Here is an 18,978-nt window from a genome sequence, read left to right as displayed (position 1 = left end):
ACGGCTCAGCAGGGGTCGCAGCGGAGCGTTCCGCTCCCCCAAGAAGGCTTCAACCCGCGTGTTTTTTGGGCAACTTCCCGTGATTTGATCGAACATCTGGCTGACAACGGGCTACCGTCATCTGGTCAGGCACGGTTCACACAAGGGAACGTTCTCCTACGGATCCCGCACACTTTGGAGCTGGCATGAACCGCATCACGCGCACCCTGGTCACGGCCGCCCTCGGCGCCACCGCCCTCGGCATCGCGGCCTCCCCCGCCCTGGCCGACAGCCACATCCCGGCGCCGCCCGCCACCCGGGACAGCCACATACCGTTCACCCCTGCCGACAGCCACATCCCGTTCGTCCCGGGTGACAGCCACATCCCCGTCGCGCCCGGCGGCGTTACCGCGAGCGACAGCCACATCCCGGTTGCGCCCGGCACGGTCAGCACGGCCGACAGCCACACCCCTCTCGTGCCGTAGGGCCAAACCCTTACGGCAACCCTCCGGCGGCCGGCCCCGCACCCGTAAGGGTCCCGCGGGCGCCAGCCGCGGCCGTTCCCGGGCATCCTCGGCTCCGGGCCCGAATCTGGACCTGACGGCCCATCAGTTCTACGCTTGGCGCCCCGCACCGCTCCCTCGTGGCCTGGAGGCGCCGTGTTCGAGTCCGGTCGTGTGCAGACGCTCTGGGAACTGGTCGAGTACCGCGCGGGAGCCTCCCCCGGGGCGCCGATGTTCTTCGACGCCGAGGGGCGGCGGATCACCTTCGTACAGGCGCGGAACGCGGCCCTGCGGGTGGCCGCCGGGCTGTGGGGGCAGGGCGTCCGGGCCGGTACGCGGGTGGCCTGGCAGCTGCCGACGCGGATCGGCACGGTGCTCACCTCCCTCGCGCTGGCCCGGCTCGGGGCGGTGCAGATACCGGTGCTCCATCTGCTGCGGGAACGCGAACTCGGTTTCATCCTGGCCGAATCGGCGGCCGAATTCGTTCTCGTCCCCGGGGTGTGGCGGAGCGTCGACTTCACGGCGATGGCGCGGGGGGTGGCCGGGCCGGGCGTACGGGTGCTGACGGTCGGGCCACGGGACGACGCGGACCGGGACCAGGGGCGGCATGGGGGCGGGGACGGGTACGAGTACGACGGTCGCGCCGGGGAGAGCTCCTGGGTGCCGGACCACGGCCCGGGCCGGGAGCGCAGACTGGCGGCCGGTGACTCCGGCCCGGATTTCGGGCTGCCGGCCGGCGACCCTCGGGTGCTGCCCCCTCCCCCGGCGCCGCCGCTCCCGGGCATCCCGGCCGTCACGAGCTGGATCTCCTACACGTCCGGTACGACCGCCGCGCCCAAGGGCGTCGAGCACACCGATGCGTCGCTGATCGCCGGGGGGTTCGGGCTGGCCACGGCGCTGGGGATGTCGGCGGACGACGTCGGCTCGATCGCGTTCCCGTACGCCCATATCGCCGGGCCCGACTACCTCGTCGCGATGCTGGCCGGTGGCTTCCCCGCCGTCGTGCTCGACGCCTTCCGGCCGGACGCGGCGGCGGCCGTCTACCGGCGGCACGGAGTGACCATGGCGGGCGGCAGCACCGCGTTCTACCAGGCGTTTCTCGACGCGTCGCGCCGCCGCCGGGAGGAGCGGCCCGGCGCCGGGCCGCTCCTCCCGTCACTGCGGCTGCTCTCCGGCGGCGGGGCGCCGCTGCCGCCGGAGCTGTACGCCGAGACCGTGGCTGAGCTGGACTGCGCGTTGGTGCACGGCTACGGCATGACGGAGTGCCCCATGATCACGATGGGCACGCCGTACGACGGGGACGAGCAGCTGGCGCGGACGGTGGGACGGCCCGTTATGGACGCGACGCTACGGATCGCCCGGCCGGACGGTTCCGAAGCCGCGACCGGTGAGAGCGGTGAGGTGACGGTCAAGGGGCCGATGGTCTTCCGCCGGTACACCGATCCGGAGCTGACCGCCGCGGCGTTCGACGCGGACGGGTATTTCCGCACCGGCGACCTCGGCCATCTGCGGCCCGACGGACACCTCGTCCTCACCGGGCGCCTCAAGGACATCATCATCCGCAAGGGCGAGAACATCTCGGCGCAGGAGGTCGAGGAGCTGGTGCGGACGTATCCGGGGGTCGCCGAGGCGGCGGTGATCGGCCTCCCGGACCGGGCCCGCGGCGAGCGGGTGTGCGCCGTCGTCACCCTCGCCGGCCCCGCGGCCCCGCCGCCCACTCTGGCCGCACTGACCGCACACCTGCGAGCGGCGGGGCTGATGACGCAGAAGCTGCCGGAACAGCTGGAGATCACCGACGCGCTGCCTCGGGGCGGGCCGTTGTCCAAGGTCCTCAAGACGGTGCTGCGGGAGCGGTACGGGGAGGCGGCGCCGGGCGGGAGGGCAGCGCCTGGGCAGGGGGTGCCGGGCGCGGCGGCGCCTGGGCGGAGTGCGTCCGGCGAGGCGACGGCCGGGGAGCGGTAGGGGCCGGAGCCGGAGCCGGAGCCGGGGCCTCGTCCCGGTGGCCGGGTGGCTGTCGTCTCCCCGGCGGTCGGCCCGGTGTGGCGACCGAGGCGCGGGCCCCGGGGCCGTTTCACTGAGGGCCGGGCCGGTGGTACGGCCGGACCGGTGACGACGGAAGGAAGGCCCGGACATGACGGAGACCATCGACTTCGGCACGCAGACCGCACTGATCGCCCACCTCGCCGCCCGCACCCGCGACGAGCAGCTGGCGGCGCCCACACCGTGCACGGAGTACGCGGTGCGGAATCTGCTGGGGCATCTCGTGGGCCTGACCTCGGCGTTCCGGGACGCGGCGGCCAAGGACCTCGGCCCCTCGACCGCGACCTCTCCGGGCAGCGCGCTGCCCGACGTCTCGCCCGGGTGGCGCGACGAGCTGGCCGCGAACCTCGACGCGCTGGCTGCGGCCTGGCACCACCCGGACGCCTGGGAGGGCGAGACGCGGGCCGGTGGCATCACCCTGCCCGCCGCCCTCGCCGGGCGGATCGCGCTCAACGAACTCGTCCTCCACGGCTGGGACCTGGCACGCGCCACCGGCCTGCCCTACGCACCCGACACCGCGAGCCTCGGGGTTTCGTACGCACTGCTCGCCCCCGCCGCCGAGGACCCGGCCCGCGGCGGCATGTTCGGCCCGGCCGTCCCCGTACCGGACGACACGACCCTGCTGGACCGCGTCGTGGCCCTGAGCGGCCGCCGCCCGGACTGGACACCGCCCCGGGGGTAGCGCGGGCCGGGGCCGAGCGGCGCCCGGCTCGGGGGCCCAGCAGACTCAGGCGCCTGCGGGCTCGGGGGCCCGGCAGGCTCAGGCATCCGGCACGCCCCGGCACGGGCACGCCCCGGCACAGGCACGCCGCGGGCCCCGCTCACCGCAGCTCCCGGCGAGGTCACACCCCCTCCGCCCCCGCCCGAAGACGCATCTTCAGCACCTTCCCACTCGCGTTGCGCGGCAGCTCCGGTACGAACTCGACCTGTCGGGGCACCTTGTAGTTGGCCATCTCGCGGCGTGACCAGGCGATGAGGTCGTCGGCGGTCAGGCTCGCGCCGGAGCGGCGGACGGCGTACGCCTTGCCGACCTCGCCGAGCCGGGCGTCGGGTATCCCGACGACGGCTATCTCCGCGATGTCCGGGTGCCGACCGAGGAGTTGCTCGATCTCGGCCGGGTAGGCGTTGAAGCCGCCGACGATGAACATGTCCTTGAGGCGGTCGGTGATACGGAGGTTGCCGTCCGCGTCGAGGACGCCGATGTCGCCGGTGCGCAGCCAGCCGTCGGCGGCGACGGTGCGCGCGGTGGCCGCCGGGTCCTCGAAGTAGCCGGACATGACGTGGTACCCGCGGACCTGCACCTCCCCGGGGGTGCCGGGCGGTACGGGGCGGTCCGCGGTGTCGGCGATGCGGACCTCGGTGCCGGGGACGGCCCGGCCGCTGGTCGCGGCGACCACCTCGGGCGGATCGCCGCGGCGGCACATCGTGACGAGGCCGCCCGCCTCCGACAGGCCGTACGCCGTCAGCACGGTGGCGACGCCCAGCTCGCCGCGGAGGCGTTCGACCAGCTCCAGCGGGACGACGGCGGCGCCGGTGACCACGAGCCGCAGCGCGGACAGGTCGTGCCGGGCCCGGGCGGGGTGCTCCAGGATCTGCTGATGGAGGGTGGGCGGGCCCGGCAGGACGGAGATCCGCTCGGCGGCGATGCGGGCGAGCGCGGCCTCGGCGTCGAAGACGGGCTGCGGCACCATTGTGGCGCCGCGCAGCAGGCAGGCGACGATTCCGGCCTTGTAGCCGAAGGTGTGGAAGAAGGGGTTGACGATCAGATAGCGGTCGCCCTCCGTCAGACCGGCGAGGTCGCTCCAGGTGCCGTAGGCGCGCAGCGTCTGGGCGTGGGTGAGCACCGCGCCCTTGGGCCGCCCGGTGGTACCGGAGGTGAAGAGGATGTCGGAGGGGTCGTCGGGGCGGACGGCGTCGGCGCGCTCGCGGACCGCGCGGGCCGGGACCCCGGCACCGGCGGCGAGGAAGGCCGGACGGCTGTCGAAGTCGGCCGGGGCGTCGTCGGCGAGGACCACCACCCGCTCCAGGTCCGGCAGCCCGGGCAGCGGGCCGTCGCCGGGCCCCTCCCGGGCGGCGCGGCGCAGCGCGGCGACGTAGGAGGTGCCGAGGAAGGTGCCGGTGACGAAGAGGAGCCGGGCGCGGGTGCGGCGCAGGATGCCGGCGGCCTCGCCGCCCTTGAAGCGGGTGTTGACCGGCACCAGGACGGCGCCGGCGGTGACGGCGCCGAGCGCGAAGACGATCCAGTCGGGGGTGTTGGGGGCCCAGACGGCGACGCGGTCGCCGGGGGCGACTCCGGCGGCGAGGCAGGCGGCGGCCGCCCGCTCGACGCGTTCGCCCAGCTCGGCGTAGGTGAGACGGGTGCGGCCCTCGACCACGGCGTCGCGCGGGCCGTACCGCTCGGCGGCCTCGCGCACCAGGCGGGGCAGGGAGCCGTACCGCAGATCCGCTCGCGTTTCCAGGTCATCGCGCATCGAACCGCCTCCCGCGAAAGAGCTGACTACCCGTCAGATTAGCGGTAGCCTCCTCGGCTGTCAGCACGGACGACCGACCACGGAGGTGGCCATGGGGGCAACCCTCAAGGACGCTACGGCGATAGCCGGCATCGGGCAGACTCCGTTCGCCAAGAGGCTGGAGGAATCCGAGAAGACCCTGGCCTGCCGGGCGATCCTCGCCGCACTCGACGACGCCGGGATCGCTCCCGCGGAGGTGGACGCCTTCGCCTCCTACACGATGGAGGAGACCGACGAGGTCGAGATCGCCAAGGCCATCGGCGCCGGGGACGTCACCCACTTCTCCAAGGTCGGCTACGGCGGCGGCGGCTCCTGCGCGACCGTGGCCCATCTGGCCGCTGCCATCGCCACCGGGCAGGCGCACGTCGGCGTCGCCTGGAGGTCCCGCAAACGCGGCTCGGGCCCCCGCCCCTGGAAGAACACCCGGGCCCAACTGCCCACCCCGGGACAGTGGACCCGGCCCTTCGGGCTGCTGCGGCCCGCCGACGAGATCGGCATGCTGGCCCGCCGCTACATGCACGAATACGGCGCCACCCGCGACCACTTCTTCCACGTCGCCCTCGCCTGCCGCAACCGCGCCAACCAGAACCCGGCCGCGATGATGTATGACCGGCCGCTGACCCGCGAGATGTACATGACCGCCCGCTGGATCAGCGAACCCCTCTGCCTCTTCGACAACTGCCTGGAGACGGACGGCGCGCTGGCCTGCGTCGTCGTCTCCGCCGCACGCGCCCGCGACTGCCGCCGACGGCCCGTGTACGTCCACGCCGCGGCCCAGGGGCTGCCCGCCCAGCACCACGGGATGGTCAACTACTGGAACGACGACCCGCTCAGCGGCCCGGCCTGGACCGCCGCCCGCCATCTGTGGCAGGGCTCCGACCTCGGCCCGCAAGACGTCGACGTGGCGCAGATCTATGACGCCTTCACCCCGCTGATCCCGCTCTCCCTGGAGGGCTACGGCTTCTGCGGGCGCGGCGAGGGCGCGGCCTTCACCGAGGGCGGCGCCCTGGAGACCGGCGGGCGGCTGCCGCTCAACACCGGCGGCGGCGGCCTCTCGGAGGCGTACGTCCACGGCTTCAACCTCATCACCGAAGGCGTCAAGCAGCTGCGCGGCACCAGCACCGCGCAGGTCCCCGGCGCCGCCACCTGTCTGGTCACCGCGGGCGAGGGCGTCCCCACCTCGGCCCTGCTGCTGAGGAGTTGATCGGCACATGCAGCCACGTAAGGTCATGTCACAGAGCGTGACACAGCCCACTGACAATCCGGCCGACACCGCCGATGACCTGCTGTTTCCCGTTCCCGACGAGGACGGCGCGCCGTTCTGGGAGTACGCGGCCCGCGGCGAACTGCGCGTCCAGACCTGCGCGGAGTGCACCGCTCCGCGCTTCCCGCCGCGGCCCTGCTGCCCGCACTGCCAGTCCTTCGACAGCCACTGGCGCGCGACGTCGGGCCGCGGCCGCATCTGGTCGTTCGTCGTCCCGCATCCGCCGCTGCTGCCCGCCTACGCAGCGCAGGCGCCGTACAACGCCGTCGTCGTGGAGCTGGCCGACGCGCCCCGGATCCGGCTCGTCGGCAACGTCGTCGCCGACGCCGACGCCCGCCTGGACTCCGTCGATCCGGCGCGGCTGCGCATCGGCGCGCCCGTACGGGCCGTCTTCCACACCCCGCCCGGGGGCGTGACGGTGCCCCGCTGGGTCCTGGAGCGGCCGTGAGCGTCCGCGCCGAGATCAGCGACGGCGTCGCGCTGGTCACCCTCGACCGGCCCGCCAAGCTCAACGCGCTGGACCTGGCGGCCGCCGCCGAACTGGCCGGCCTCTGGCGGGCGTTCCGCTTCGACGCCTCCGTACGCGCCGCAGTCGTCACCGGGGCGGGCGGCCGGGCCTTCTGCACCGGTATCGACCGCGACGTGGCCGTCCCGCAGCCGCCCTCGCCGTACTCCCTCGACGACCCCCTGCTGCGCATCGGGCCGAAGACCAACGACCTGTGGAAACCGGTGATCGCCGCGGTCGACGGGATGGCCTGCGGCGGCGCCTGCTACCTCCTGGGCGAGGCGGAGTTCATCATCGCCTCGGAGAACTCCACCTTCTTCGACCCGCACACCACCTTCGGGATGGTCAGCGCCTACGAGGCGATCCTCATGGCGCAGCGGATGCCCTACGGGGAGGCCGCCCGGATGTGCCTGATGGGCACCGCGGAACGGCTCGACGCCGCCCGCGCCCACCGCACCGGTCTGGTCTCGGAGCTGACCGCGCCGGGCGAGGCGGCGGCGACCGCACTGCGCCGCGCCGCGGTGCTGGCCGCACAGCCCACCGACGCCGTCCAGGGCACCGTACGGGCGCTGTGGGCCGCCCACGAGGCGACCCGGGAGCGGGCGCTGGCCCAGGCCCCGCACCTGATCGCCCTGGGCAATCTGCCCCCGGAGCGCCAGGCGGAGCTGTTCGCGGCCCGCGAGCGCGCCCCGGGGCGCCCCGTCACATCCGGGACTTCTCCGCCCACCGCACCTCGCAGGTGAACCAGAAGCGGGCGAACGACGACTGGTTGACGGTGTAGCGCGCGGCGTACGTCTCGGTGGCGCCGGGCGCCACCGAGATGCTGCGGGTGTGCCGCCCGTAGCTCGTCCCGTCCGCCGGCCGCGCCTTCATCCAGCCGACCTCCATGTCGTACGAGAAGGTGTCCGACAGCGAGGTGTTGGTGACGCTGACGCGGTAGGTGAACTCGTGCAGCGAGTTGGAGAAGTCGCAGCCGCTGCCGCACACGTCGGAGCGGCCGTCGGTGGTCGTACGTCGCCATCGTGGGCGGTGACACGCCATCGTGGGCGGTGACAGACGGGGGCCGTCCGCGGGCGGCCGGCCGCCCGGCCGCCGCATCTGCCGCGCGGCCCCTGATGGGCAGGCGTAGCGTCGGGACCGAGGACATCAGGACGACGCGGAAACGAGGCGACGCCGGTGGTGCGCAACGTATGCGGCTCCCTGATCGCCCTCGTCGGAGCGACGGCCGCCGTATGGAGCCCCTTCCGTCCCTGGTACGACGGCCGTCCCGCCCGCGACGTCCGTATCGAGGACCTCTTCGGCGGCCTCAGCCGCGCCTCCGCGGAACTGATCGGCTCCGTCTTCCTGCCGATGCTCTTCGCCGCCCTGCTGACGCTGGTCGGCGTCGTGCTGCGCAGCCGCGCGCTGGTGGCCCTGGCCGGTCTGGTGGTGCTCGGCTTCACGATCCTGTGGATGGTCCGGCAGGGCCAGGCGGCGGGCAGCCTCACCGCCGGTCCCCGGGGCGGACTGGGCGACGGGGTGGCGGTCGCGTTCGGCAGCGGCCTCCTGCTGCTCCTCGCCGCCCTGGTGATGCGCGGCCGCCACACCGCACGTGGCCGCCACGTCAGGGGACGGTACGACGAGCGGGAGGACCGCGACGCCCGGGAACGGCGCGCCGCCGCGCGGTACGACGCGTCCTACGACGAGCGGGCGTACGGGAACGAGCCGGGGGCGCACGGCGCGCGCCTCGCGCCGGGTGCCGCCCCGTGGGACCCGGGGCACCCGCCCGCCCCGGAGTGGCGGCCACCCCCGCCACCGCCCGGCCCGCCCCCGGAGGGCGGCGGGCAGCCCCAGCGCCCCACGCCGCCGGTGCGGTGGGCCGAGGAGCTGCGCCAACACCCCGGCGGCACGCCCCAGGCGGGCGCCGAGGAGCCGCACGCCTCCACGGGCGCCCACGCGTCGGAAGGCGGCGCACCCGGGTACGGCGCCGGTCCGGCCGGAGGCGAAGGCCCGCGCGCCGAAGGCCCCGAGCCCGCCTGGGGCGCATCACCCGACGCGACCGTCCCGTTCCCGCAGGTACGGCCCGACGGCCGCGCCACGGGGACACCGGACGGGGCGGCCGGCCCCCTGGACGAGACGGTGCAACAGCGCGCCGTCTGCCCCGACGGGCCCGACGCACACGGTGAGCCCGGCCCGCACGGCGAAGCCGACGCACACGGTGAGCCCGGCCCGCACGGCGAGGGCGCTGCGCCCGGGGCACCCGACGGGCCCGACGCCCCGGAGGACCACCCGCGCCGCCCCCGGGACGACGGCGGCAACGCCCCTTAGCGTAGAAACGCGGCAGCGCCCCGGAACCCTCCGCCCCGGGGCGCCCACCGCTCGCTTCCGCGCCCTCAGGCCCGTCGTGCCTGCCCCGTCCCGCGGGCCGCGTCCAGCGCGTACACGCAGCGGTCCTTGCTGCAGGCGTACACCACACCGCCCGACGCCACGGGCGTACCGGTGATCTCGCCGCCGGTCGCCAGTTTCCAGCGGAGCTGGCCGCCCATCGCGTCGAGCGTGTAGAGGCAGTGGTCGGCGGAGCCGAAGTGGACGCGGCCCTCGGCGACGACCGGTGCGCCGATCACGTCGCCGCCCGCCTGGAACCGCCAGCGCGGGGTGCCGGTGACGGCGTCGAGGGTGTAGAGCGCCTTGCCGCTGCCCAGGTGGACGGCGCCGTGGGCGACCAGTACCGGTTCGGTGGACTGCCGGGGCTCGGTCGCGATCCGCCAGCGGTCCCGGCCGTCGGCCGCGTCCAGGGCGTAGACCGTGCCGAGGTAGTCGACCAGGTAAACGCCGCCCCCGGTGACGGCCGGGCCCGGGGCGAAGGCCGGGGGGCTCACGAACACCGCGGGCGCCTCGAAGTGCCAGCGCACCTCGCCGCGGCCGATGTCGACGGCGAGCGCCCGCGCGCCCGCGACGACGTACACCACGCCATCCGGGGCGGGCAGCAGCCGCACCGGGACGCCGCCGCAGGCCGCGGCGTCCCCGACCGGGCAGGACCAGCGTTCGGCGCCGGTGCGGGCGTCCAGCGCCTTGAGGCGGCCGTCGGCGCAGACGAAGACCGTGCCGTCGTGGAGCACCGGGGCCGCCTCGGCGGTCTCGACGTCGGTCTGCGCGCCGCGGATCTCCCACCGCAGCTCGCCGGTGGCCGCCTCCCACGCCTGGACGCCGCCGCCCCGGGTACTGGTGACGACGGTGCCGCGCTCCGCGGACAGGGCGTACACCCAGCCGTCGGTGTTCAGCCGCCAGCGCTCGGTGCCGTCCACGGCGTCCAGCGCGTACAACGTGGGACCGTCGGAGGCGTGGATACGGCCGTCGGCGACCGCCATCGCCCAGGCCACGTCGCGGGTCTTGAACTTCCGCCGCCCGCTGGCCACATCCAGGGCGTGCACCTCGAACGAGGTGACGTACAGCAGGTCACCGGCGACGGCCGGGGTGCCCCAGACGTCGTTCGACATACGGAAGCGCCAGGGGCGCCAGCGGTTCTGCTCCGCGCCGGGCGGCTCCGCGGGCGCCGGGGGCTGCTCGGGCCGCGCCGGGGCGGCGGCCGGGAGCGCCGGGCGGCCCGCCTGCGCGGGCACACCGGACGCGCCGCCCGGGGGCCGCACCCAGTCCGTCGCCATGGCGTGGCCGCGCGGCGTCTCCCGGGCGTCGGCCGCGCGCGGGCCCGGCCCTATCGGTGCGGCCGACGCGCCCAGGCGTACGGGCCCGCCGTGGCCGTCCGCCTCGGGCGCGGCCGGGGCGTCCAGCGGCGGGGCGACACGGGCCCGGACGGGGACGGGGCCTGGTGCGGACGGGGGCAGCGGTCCGGCGCCGGTGCGCGGGTCGGCGCCGCGGTGGGCGTCCGGTCCGGCGCCGATCCGGCCCGGCCAGCCGGTGGCGGGGGCGGCCGCCGGGGGCGCGCCTACGGGGCGCGGGGGCGCGTCCTGCGGGGGCCGCGGGGGCTCCGGCGGAGGGGCCGGGGCCCGGTCGCGCCCGGAGCGGCCGCCGCGGCGCCCCTCGATGAGGGCGACCGCGCCGGGCGGCAACCAGGCGGAGGCGGTGCCGCTGTCGTCCGTACCGGAGCCGAAGAGATGCGGGGCGAGCTGGGACTGGAGGTCGGCGGGGGACGGCCGGCGGGCCGCCTCCATCTGCATACAGGAGTCCATCAGGGGCCGCAGCTCATCCGGCAGCCCGGCGAGATCGGGGCCCTCACGCAGCAGCATGAACACCGTCTCGACGGGGTTGGCGCCGTGGAACGGCGCGTGCCCGGTGGCGGCGAAGACGAGGGTGGAGCCGAGGGAGAAGACGTCGCTGGCGCCGGTGACGCTGCGGGAGTCGCGGGCCTGCTCGGGCGACATGTAGGCGGGCGTGCCGACGGCGACGTTGGTCATGGTCAGGCGGGTGCTGGAGACACCGGAGGCGATGCCGAAGTCGATGACCCGGGGGCCGTCCTCGACGACGAGGACGTTGGAGGGCTTCAGGTCACGGTGGACCAGCCCCGCGCCGTGGATGGACTGCAGTGCCTCAGCGATGCCCGCCGCCAGCCAGCGCACCGCCTGGGCGGGCATCGGTCCGCACTCGTTGACGATCTCCTCCAGGGAGGGCGCCGGTACGTACGCGGTCGCCAGCCACGGCACCGCGGCGCGCGGGTCGGCGTCGACCACCGCCGCGGTGTAGAAGCCGGACACCGCGCGGGCCGCCTCGACCTCGCGCGTGAAGCGGACCCGGAACAGCTGGTCCTCGGCCAGCTCCGTGCGCACCGTCTTGATCGCCACGCGCCGGCCGGACGCCGAGCGCGCCAGATAGACCAGTCCCATGCCGCCGGCCCCGAGACGGCCGAGCACCTCGAACGGGCCGATCCGCCGGGGATCGTGCTGCGTCAGCTGCGTCAGCTGCTCCACCACTTGCCTGCCACCTCCCCGTGGGGCGTAAAAGAGACTCTCCAAAGCACCGCGCCGCCGAGACCCACTGCCCCGTGCAGCGTCTCACCGCTGGCCTGAACGGCCGTATGCGAGCTGATTCTTCCTGGCGAAGGCCACGGTGGCGAACCCGGGGCCCGCGCGCAGCCGCACCGGGCCGCCCCCGCACCACGCGACGGCACCGTCACCCACCGTGCTCAATCCGTGTCTGACGTGCGCCGATACGTCCACCCAAAGGGGGCACCCGCCGACCCCGCGCAGCCCACCTGCCCCCTACGGGCCGGCGGCGCCTCCCGGTGCGGCCCGCCCCCACGCGACGGGTACGGGGCCGGGGCGCGCGGTGTCCGAAACCGGACGGTGCGCGCCGGGCGCCCGTCAGACGGGGACGACGCGCCGTGCCGGGTGGGCCGCCGGTCTCCGTGCGCCGGGGCGGCGGGCCCGGGACGCCCCCCGCGCGGGGCGGCGGGCACGGGGGCGCACGGCGCCGCCCGTCCGCCGGGCCGCGCCCGGTGCCGATTGCCGCGCCGTCGGTCGTGGCGCCGTCCGCGCGACGCCCTCGCGCCGCCGATCCCTGCTGGTCATGCGTTCCCCGTCGTCGCCCGCCCCGGCCCGTCTCCGGTCACGCCGGGCGGCCCTGCCGTTCCCTCTGCCGTGCTGTTCTGCCGTACTCGGTGCCGTACTCGACGCCGTACTCGACGCCGCACTCGGTGCCGTACTCGTCAATTCTGCGGTCTCGCGGGCTCTTTCGGAGCCATGACACCGAACGTGGCGCCTTGATTGTCGCGGAGGACCGCGAACGGGCCCCCGGGGGAGGAGTGCGGTCCGCTCGCCACGGTTCCACCGAGGGCGGTGGCGGTGCGCACCGCCTCGTCCATGTCGTCCGCGAGGAAGCAGACGGTGAAGTGGGCGGGCACGTCATCCGGCAGGTCGGGGCCGATGGTGACGCGGCAGCCGATCTCGCGGTCCGCGCCGGGCAGCCGCCACGGCAGGAAACCGGGGCCCGCCATCGGGCTGTCGGTGACGCCGGTGAAGCCGAAGACCTTGGCGTAGAAGGCGTCGGCGGTGTGCGGGAGGCGGGTGTTGAGGCCCATCCAGACGTAGCCGCCGGGTTCGCCGGAGATCTCGAAGCCGCGCTGCGTCCCGGCCTGCCAGGCGCCGAAGACCGCGCCGCCCGGGTCGGTGGCGGCCAGCATCGTGCCGAGGCCGCCGACGGGCATCGGGGCGCAGACGATCCGGCCGCCGGAGCGGGTGAGGGTCTGCTCGGTGCGGGCGATATCGGGGGTGGCGAAGAAAATGTTCCAGGAGGCGGGCGCCGACGGGTCCGTCTGCGGCATGAGTCCGGCGGCTTTCCGGCCGTCGCGGAACGCGAGGGTATAGCCGCCGAATTCGGCGGCCCCTTCGTCGAAGGTCCAGCCGAACAGCTCCCCGTAGAAACGCTTTCCGGCGTCGAGATCGGGGAGCATCGCCTCCACCCAGCAGGGCGTGCCCTCCGGGAATGCCGTCATCGCCGTCATAGGGGCACGCTAGCGGTGTTCGACGGCCACCGCCCGACAGAAATTCGAACGTATGCGTCACCGGCGCGGGTGGACCCACCCAACGGTGCACCGGAACACGGGACTTGCCCTGCGGTTGTCCACCGAACTTGTCCACAGGCTGTTGATAACATCATTCACCGGTTCGGCCCAATCGTCGCACCCGGGGGCCGCGGCACCGCGCCCCGGGAACCGCCGGTACCGTCCACACTCCGGCATGGCGACTCCCGCGCACTCATGGCACTATGCCTCGGCGGAATCAACCGGGACCGAATATCCCGAACTCCCCCATCCCCATTTGCAGGCAGCCAAATCGCGCTCCGTTCACCCCTCGGTAAGCTGACGGCATGACAGGACAAGTGCGAACCGTCGACGGCAGAGTTGCCGGCCGCCGCGGGCAGGCGACGCGGCAGAAGCTTCTCGACTGCCTCAGTGAAATGCTCAGTTCATCCCCGTACCGGGATGTGAAGGTCATTGACGTGGCCCGAAAAGCGGGCACTTCACCCGCTACGTTCTATCAGTACTTCCCCGACGTGGAGGGCGCCGTCCTCGAAATCGCCGAGGGGATGGCGAAAGAGGGCGCCGAACTCACCGATCTCGTCGCCGGGCGTTCCTGGGTCGGAAAGTCCGGCTGGGCGGCGGCGGAGGAGCTGGTGGACGGCTTCCTGTCGTTCTGGCGCCGCAACGACGCGATTCTGCGCGTCGTCGATCTGGGCGCCGCCGAGGGCGACAAGCGGTTCTACAAGATCCGGATGAAGATCCTCAATGCCGTGACGAACTCGCTCACGGAATCCATCGAGGACCTGCAGAGCCGGAACAAGGTCGACAAGGAAGTGAGCGCGGCGGCCATGGCCGGTTCGATCGTGGCCATGCTGGCGGCCGTCTCGGGGCATCAGAAGGGATTCCAGAGCTGGGGCGTCAAACAGGCTGAACTGAAGCCGAATCTCGCGCTGTTGGTGCATTTCGGCGTCACCGGAAAGAAGCCCACGAAGTAACCCGGGCATCCGCCCACAGGCGGCCCCGCTCTCCGGGCCCGTCCGCGGCCACCCGTACGGCCCCCGGCGCCGACGTAGCCGCCGGGAGTACCGCACCGGCCGCCGCGCCCCCGTGGCGCCCCTCGCGGACCCACCCCCACCCCGGGTCCGCCGCACCCCCACCCATGTCCCCGCCGCCGGGCCCCCGCCCGGCGCCGTTCCCCCTTGCCCCGCGTCGCTTCCGGTCAGCGCCGCTCCAGCCGGAACAGCCTGATCTGCCGCCCGATCCGTGCCTGATACGCGGCGTACGGCGGCCAGAACGCCAGGGCGTCCCGCCAGGCCCGCTCCCGCTCCGCGCCGGACAGCAGCCGGGCCCGTACCGGGATGTCCCGCCCCTGCCAGTTGATCTCCGCCTCCGGGTGCGCCAGCAGATTGCCGGTCCAGGAGGGGTGTCCCGGGCGGCCGAAGTTGCTGCCGATCAGCAGCCAGCCGCCGTCCTCCTGCGGCATACAGGCCAGCGGCGTACGCCGGGGCAGCCCGCTGCGGGCGCCGGTCGCCGTGAGGATCACCCCGGGCAGCATCCGCGCGCTCAGCAGCACCTTTCCGCCGGTCAGCCGGTGCACCGCGCGGTCCAGGACGGGCACGACGTACGGCGCGGTGCGCGCGAACGCCCGGGTTGCGGACATCCGCTCCACCAGGCGCCGCCCTCTGGGCCCGCTCACCAGGCACCCACCGCGGCCGCCGCGCTCCCTTCGGGCGGCCCGGTCCGCGCGGGCTCCCCGATGGTGAGCAGCCCCGCCTCCGCGGCGGCCCGCTCGCGGAGCCGGTGCACGGGGCCCAGCAGCAGTGCGTCGCAGGCCGCCCGCCGGGCGTACGCCGCCCCGTCGTCCCCGGGCGGCGCGACCTCGGCCGCGACCGCCCGCTGCGCCTGGAGCGCCTGGGCCAGCGCCAGCGCGCCCACACCCGGTTCGGCGGATCCGGCGGCGCTGTACGCGGCGGCGCGGGCGGCCCGTACGGCGGCGTGCAGCTCCGCGACGCGCGCCCCGTCGCCCGCCGGGGCGCCCCCGTCCCGTACCCGGGCGGCGGCGCGGGACAGCACCGCGTCGGCCGCACCGGCCGTCTCCGCTGCCAGCGCCGCGGCGGCGGCCGCCCCGACGGCGGCGAGCGCGGCCGTCTCCGGCATCCGCCCACCGACCGGCCCGCCCTCCCCCGTACCGAGCAATTCGCCCTCGACCTGGCGGAGTTCGAGGCGGGCGCAGGGCCGCTCCCCGGGCGCCGTGGGCAGCGCGACCCGGCGCAGCCCCGGTGCCTGGGCGCGGACCAGGAAGAGGCGGGTGCGGCTGCGGGTGAAGCCACCGGTGTGGGCGGCGACCAGCAGCAGCCCGGCGGTGTGCCCGTCGGGGACCCGCTCCGCCTCGCCGTAGAGCAGCCACCGGCCGCCGTCGACCGGGGGCCGGCCGGGGCCGCCGGGCACCTTGCGCGCCTGGAGACCACCGGCGCGGCCGCCCCCGGCCCAGTCGCCGCCGTTCGGGCCGGTGAGCGCGAGCGCGGTGGCCAGCCGGCCTGCGGGGACGGCCGTGGCGCAGGTCAGCTCCCCGGCGGCGCAGCGCGGCAGCAGCGCGCCCCGTTGCCGCTCGGTGCCGAGGGCGAGGAGCAGCGGCGCGGTGAGCACGGCGGTGGCGAACAGCGGCGACGGCCGCAGCGTCCGGCCGGTCTCCTCGCAGGCCACGGCGAGCGCGACGGGCCCGCCGCCGCCTCCTCCGTACGCGGTCGGCAGGGCGGCCCCGGCCAGCCCCGTCCGCCGCGCGAGCCGCCGCCACTCGGCGCCGGGTGCGGGCCCGTCCGGCCCGGGGACCGCACCGTCGTCGCCGTTCTCGCCCGGGTCCTCGTCCGGGTGGGGGCCGCCGCGCAGGTGGGCGCGCAGGGTGCGGCGGAACTCTTCCTGTTCCTCGGTGGTCGCGGCGTCCATCGGCGGGCTCCTCCCGGCCGTGCGGCAACGCCCCTCCGTACGACGGCGGGCGCCCGGATCTGCAGCCCGGCGCGGCCACCGCGCACCGGCGGGCCGGCCGTCGCGGAATCTGACGGCTCGTCATGGTAAGGACGGGGTGCGGACTTTCCTAGGGCCCGTCGCCAAACTCCCGTTGCCACCCGGAGGCGGCAGTTCGACGGCAGACCCCAGGGACGTTCCCCGACCTCCGCGGACCGGATCGGCCCCTGCCCGGGGCTCCATATCTGATGTACCGTCAGATTCATGACGCCGTCAGGGATCCCTTACGGGAAGCGCAAGGTCGCCGTCGCCGGAGTCGCCCTGTCCGACTGCGGACGCGTGGACGACGCCACCCCGTACGCACTGCACGCCCAGGCCGCGCGCCGGGCGCTGGCCGACTGCGGACTCCCGCGGACGGCCATCGACGGTTTCGCCTCGGCCGGGCTCGGCACCCTGGCCCCGGTAGAGGTCGCGGAGTACCTGGGGCTGCGTCCCACCTGGGTGGATTCGACATCGGTGGGCGGCGCCACCTGGGAGGTGATGGCCGCCCACGCCGCCGACGCCATCACCGCGGGCCACGCCCGCGCGGTCCTGCTGGTCTACGGTTCCACCGCCCGCGCCGACCTCAAGGCCCGGCGCCGGACCGCCAACCTCTCGTTCGGCTCCCGCGGCCCCCTCCAGTTCGAGGTCCCCTACGGGCACACCCTGATCGCCAAGTACGCCATGGCCGCCCGCCGCCACATGTACCAATACGGCACCACACTGGAACAACTGGCCGAGGTCGCCGTCCAGGCGCGGGCCAACGCGGCCACCAACCCGGACGCCCTGTACCGGGATCCGGTCACCGTCGACGAGGTGCTGGCCGGGCCGGTGATCGCCGACCCGTTCACCAAACTGCACTGCTGCCTCCGCTCGGACGGCGGCTGCGCCGTCCTGCTGGTCGCCGAGGACCTCGTCCCGGATCTCGCCACGCCCCCGGTGTGGGTGCTCGGTTCCGGTACCGCCGTCTCCCACACCACGATGTCGGAGTGGGACGACTTCACCGTCTCCCCCGCCGCGGCCTCCGGCCGCCTCGCCTTCGCACGCGCCGGTGTCCGCCCGGACGAGATCGAGATCGCCCAGCTCTACGACGCCTTCACCTATATGACCCTGGTGACGCTGGAGGACCTGGGCTTCTGCGCGAAGGGCGAGGGCGGCGCGTTCGTCGAAGGGGGGCGGCTGCTGCGGGACGGGGCGCTGCCCGTCAACACCGACGGCGGCGGCCTGGCGGCCTGCCACCCCGGAATGCGCGGCCTGTTCCTGCTGGTCGAGGCGGTACGGCAGCTACGCGGCACGGCCGGTGAGGGCCGCCAGGTCCACCGGCCCGACGGCACCGGGGGCGAGCGCCCGCCGCGGCTCGCGGCCGTTTCCGGTACCGGGGGGTGGTTCTGTTCGTCGGGGACGGTGGTGCTGGGGGCGGGGTAGCCGCACCGGCACGGGGCGGAGTAGCCGCCCCCAGCACGGGGCGGGGTAACGGCACCGGCACGCGACCGGGGCGACACCCCTGGGCGGGGCGGGCGCCGAGCCCGGGGCCCGACGCCCGCCCCGGGCCTCACCCCTCGGCGGCCATGATCCGCTCCAGCCGTTCCTCGATCAGGTCGGCGGCGCGCGGGGCGCCGCCCTCCGCGCGGGCGTCGGCGCGGAGTTGAGCGACACGGGAGGCCATCCCGGGGTCGGCCAGCAGCTCCCGCAGCGCGGTCCGCAGCGCCTCGGCCGTCGCATCGGCGGTGTCGAGGCGACGGGCGACGCCCAGTTCGACGAGGCGGTCGGCGTTCATGAACTGCTCGGCGCCCTGCGGTACCGCGATCATCGGCACCCCGCACGCCAGTGCCTCGCCGCAGCTGCCCATCCCGGCATGGGTGACGAACGCGTCCGCCTGCTCCAGGATCGCCAACTGCGGTACCCACGACCGCACTTCGATGGTGCCGGGCACCTCGCCCAGCTCGGCCGGATCGACGTACCGGCCGATCTGGAGCACCACATGCCAGCCGGGCAGGTCCCCGAACGCCGCGACGCACCGCCGGTAGAACTCCGGCTGCCGCGTGTACGCGCTGCCCAGCGAGACCAGCAGCACCTTCTCGGCGCCGGCCGGACGGCTCCAGCTCTCACGGTCCGCGCGCTCCCGCGAGCAGGGCCCGACGAACGTCACCCGGTCGGGGTCGGTCCGGTCGGCGTGCGGCTGCATGGCCCGCGGGATCGTCACCAGCGCCCGCCGGGGCCATCCGCTGAACTCCGCCACGTCCGTGGTGGTCGCGCCGCTCTCCGCCAGCCACGCCGCGAACCGCGCCGTGTACGCGTCGGCGCCCGGCAGCGCGGCGAACGCGGCGCCGGCCTCCTCCTGCGCGCCCTCCCAGCCGACGAAGGTGGGCGACAGCTGGACGAGGTCCCGGCCCTGCGCCTCGGCCAGCGCCCGGCCCGCGAACGCGCCGACATCGTGGAGGTAGAGGTCCGCGGGGTCGTCGTCGTAGAAGGCGCGTAGCTGCGGGAGGACCTCGACGGCGTCGTCGAGGAAGAGCGACGCGGCGCCCACCGGATCCTCGGGCCAGACGTGGGAGACCACCGGCAGCACCGAGGTGCACCGGACGAACTCGGCGCCGGTGGGCCGGATCAGCTCCGCGGCGTGATCGGAGTTGGCGTAGGTGACGCGGTGCCCGCGCGCCACCAGCTCACGGATGATCTCCAGACCGGGCAGTACATGGCTGACCATCGGCGTCCCCACCATGGCC

At 75.1% G+C, this 18,978-nt stretch carries 16 protein-coding genes; 9 read left to right on the top strand and 7 right to left on the bottom strand.

The window, feature by feature from the left end; all coding sequences use genetic code 11:
* Window positions 1-185: 185 nt before the first annotated feature.
* From ACFWWQ_RS20115 to ACFWWQ_RS20105, 3 genes are all read left to right on the top strand, one after another.
* A complete protein-coding gene (locus ACFWWQ_RS20115) occupies window positions 186-464 on the top strand; it encodes a hypothetical protein (protein WP_384597933.1) in 279 nt (92 codons plus the stop codon).
* 174 nt (window positions 465-638) lie between these two features.
* Complete coding sequence (locus ACFWWQ_RS20110) at window positions 639-2,444, top strand: class I adenylate-forming enzyme family protein (RefSeq protein WP_384597931.1); 1,806 nt, start codon at window positions 639-641, stop codon at window positions 2,442-2,444.
* Between the two features lie 169 nt (window positions 2,445-2,613).
* Window positions 2,614-3,204 (top strand): TIGR03086 family metal-binding protein, encoded by a 591-nt coding sequence (locus tag ACFWWQ_RS20105; RefSeq protein WP_384597929.1) that lies wholly within the window; start codon window positions 2,614-2,616, stop codon window positions 3,202-3,204.
* Window positions 3,205-3,364: 160 nt separating this feature from the next.
* On the opposite strand, the gene ACFWWQ_RS20100 is transcribed toward ACFWWQ_RS20105, so the two are convergent.
* Window positions 3,365-4,993, bottom strand: coding sequence for a FadD3 family acyl-CoA ligase (locus ACFWWQ_RS20100; protein ID WP_384597927.1), 1,629 nt, complete (start codon window positions 4,991-4,993; stop codon window positions 3,365-3,367).
* A gap of 91 nt (window positions 4,994-5,084) precedes the next feature.
* Here ACFWWQ_RS20100 and ACFWWQ_RS20095 point away from each other — a divergent pair, with 91 nt between their 5' ends.
* From ACFWWQ_RS20095 to ACFWWQ_RS20085, 3 genes are read left to right on the top strand one after another with little or no spacing between them, the layout of a single operon-like run.
* The gene (locus ACFWWQ_RS20095; protein WP_384597925.1) at window positions 5,085-6,236 is read left to right on the top strand and encodes a lipid-transfer protein; all 1,152 of its coding nucleotides are present in this window, start codon (window positions 5,085-5,087) and stop codon (window positions 6,234-6,236) included.
* A 25-nt stretch (window positions 6,237-6,261) separates the two neighbouring features.
* Window positions 6,262-6,744 carry a Zn-ribbon domain-containing OB-fold protein gene (locus tag ACFWWQ_RS20090; protein WP_384598007.1) on the top strand — a complete coding sequence of 161 codons (483 nt, stop codon included), beginning with the start codon at window positions 6,262-6,264 and terminating at the stop codon, window positions 6,742-6,744.
* Entirely contained in the window at window positions 6,741-7,544 is an 804-nt protein-coding gene (locus ACFWWQ_RS20085) for an enoyl-CoA hydratase/isomerase family protein (protein WP_384597923.1), read from the top strand. The genes ACFWWQ_RS20090 and ACFWWQ_RS20085 overlap by 4 nt, the downstream gene beginning before the upstream one ends.
* On the opposite strand, the gene ACFWWQ_RS20080 is transcribed toward ACFWWQ_RS20085, so the two are convergent.
* On the bottom strand, window positions 7,504-7,842 hold the full coding sequence (locus ACFWWQ_RS20080) for a hypothetical protein (RefSeq protein ID WP_384597921.1): 339 nt from the start codon (window positions 7,840-7,842) through the stop codon (window positions 7,504-7,506). The two genes, ACFWWQ_RS20085 and ACFWWQ_RS20080, sit on opposite strands and share 41 nt — an antisense overlap.
* Before the next feature lie 135 nt (window positions 7,843-7,977).
* On the opposite strand from ACFWWQ_RS20080, the gene ACFWWQ_RS20075 reads away from it, so the two are divergent.
* Window positions 7,978-9,108, top strand: a complete 1,131-nt coding sequence (locus ACFWWQ_RS20075) for a hypothetical protein (RefSeq protein ID WP_384597919.1) — start codon at window positions 7,978-7,980, stop codon at window positions 9,106-9,108.
* 65 nt (window positions 9,109-9,173) lie between these two features.
* Here ACFWWQ_RS20075 and ACFWWQ_RS20070 read toward each other — a convergent pair whose 3' ends face one another.
* The gene (locus tag ACFWWQ_RS20070; protein ID WP_384597917.1) at window positions 9,174-11,705 is read right to left on the bottom strand and encodes a PQQ-binding-like beta-propeller repeat protein; all 2,532 of its coding nucleotides are present in this window, start codon (window positions 11,703-11,705) and stop codon (window positions 9,174-9,176) included.
* A 734-nt stretch (window positions 11,706-12,439) separates the two neighbouring features.
* Window positions 12,440-13,234, bottom strand: coding sequence for a VOC family protein (locus tag ACFWWQ_RS20065; protein WP_384597915.1), 795 nt, complete (start codon window positions 13,232-13,234; stop codon window positions 12,440-12,442).
* A gap of 365 nt (window positions 13,235-13,599) precedes the next feature.
* Between ACFWWQ_RS20065 and ACFWWQ_RS20060 the strand changes: the two genes are divergently transcribed.
* On the top strand, window positions 13,600-14,247 hold the full coding sequence (locus ACFWWQ_RS20060; protein WP_384597913.1) for a TetR family transcriptional regulator: 648 nt from the start codon (window positions 13,600-13,602) through the stop codon (window positions 14,245-14,247).
* Window positions 14,248-14,471: 224 nt separating this feature from the next.
* On the opposite strand, the gene ACFWWQ_RS20055 is transcribed toward ACFWWQ_RS20060, so the two are convergent.
* The gene (locus ACFWWQ_RS20055; RefSeq protein ID WP_384597911.1) at window positions 14,472-14,912 is read right to left on the bottom strand and encodes a nitroreductase family deazaflavin-dependent oxidoreductase; all 441 of its coding nucleotides are present in this window, start codon (window positions 14,910-14,912) and stop codon (window positions 14,472-14,474) included.
* A gap of 32 nt (window positions 14,913-14,944) precedes the next feature.
* Window positions 14,945-16,195 carry an acyl-CoA dehydrogenase family protein gene (locus ACFWWQ_RS20050; RefSeq protein ID WP_384597909.1) on the bottom strand — a complete coding sequence of 417 codons (1,251 nt, stop codon included), beginning with the start codon at window positions 16,193-16,195 and terminating at the stop codon, window positions 14,945-14,947.
* Window positions 16,196-16,477: 282 nt separating this feature from the next.
* Here ACFWWQ_RS20050 and ACFWWQ_RS20045 point away from each other — a divergent pair, with 282 nt between their 5' ends.
* A complete protein-coding gene (locus ACFWWQ_RS20045) occupies window positions 16,478-17,677 on the top strand; it encodes an acetyl-CoA acetyltransferase (RefSeq protein ID WP_384597907.1) in 1,200 nt (399 codons plus the stop codon).
* Window positions 17,678-17,804: 127 nt separating this feature from the next.
* Here ACFWWQ_RS20045 and ACFWWQ_RS20040 read toward each other — a convergent pair whose 3' ends face one another.
* Window positions 17,805-18,974, bottom strand: coding sequence for a macrolide family glycosyltransferase (locus tag ACFWWQ_RS20040; protein WP_384598005.1), 1,170 nt, complete (start codon window positions 18,972-18,974; stop codon window positions 17,805-17,807).
* Between the last annotated feature and the right edge of the window lie 4 nt (window positions 18,975-18,978).

Source organism: Streptomyces sp. NPDC059080 (genome assembly GCF_042739975.1).
GTDB classification, from domain to species: domain Bacteria; phylum Actinomycetota; class Actinomycetes; order Streptomycetales; family Streptomycetaceae; genus Streptomyces; species Streptomyces benahoarensis.
This window is presented reverse-complemented; position numbering and strand designations above follow the sequence as displayed.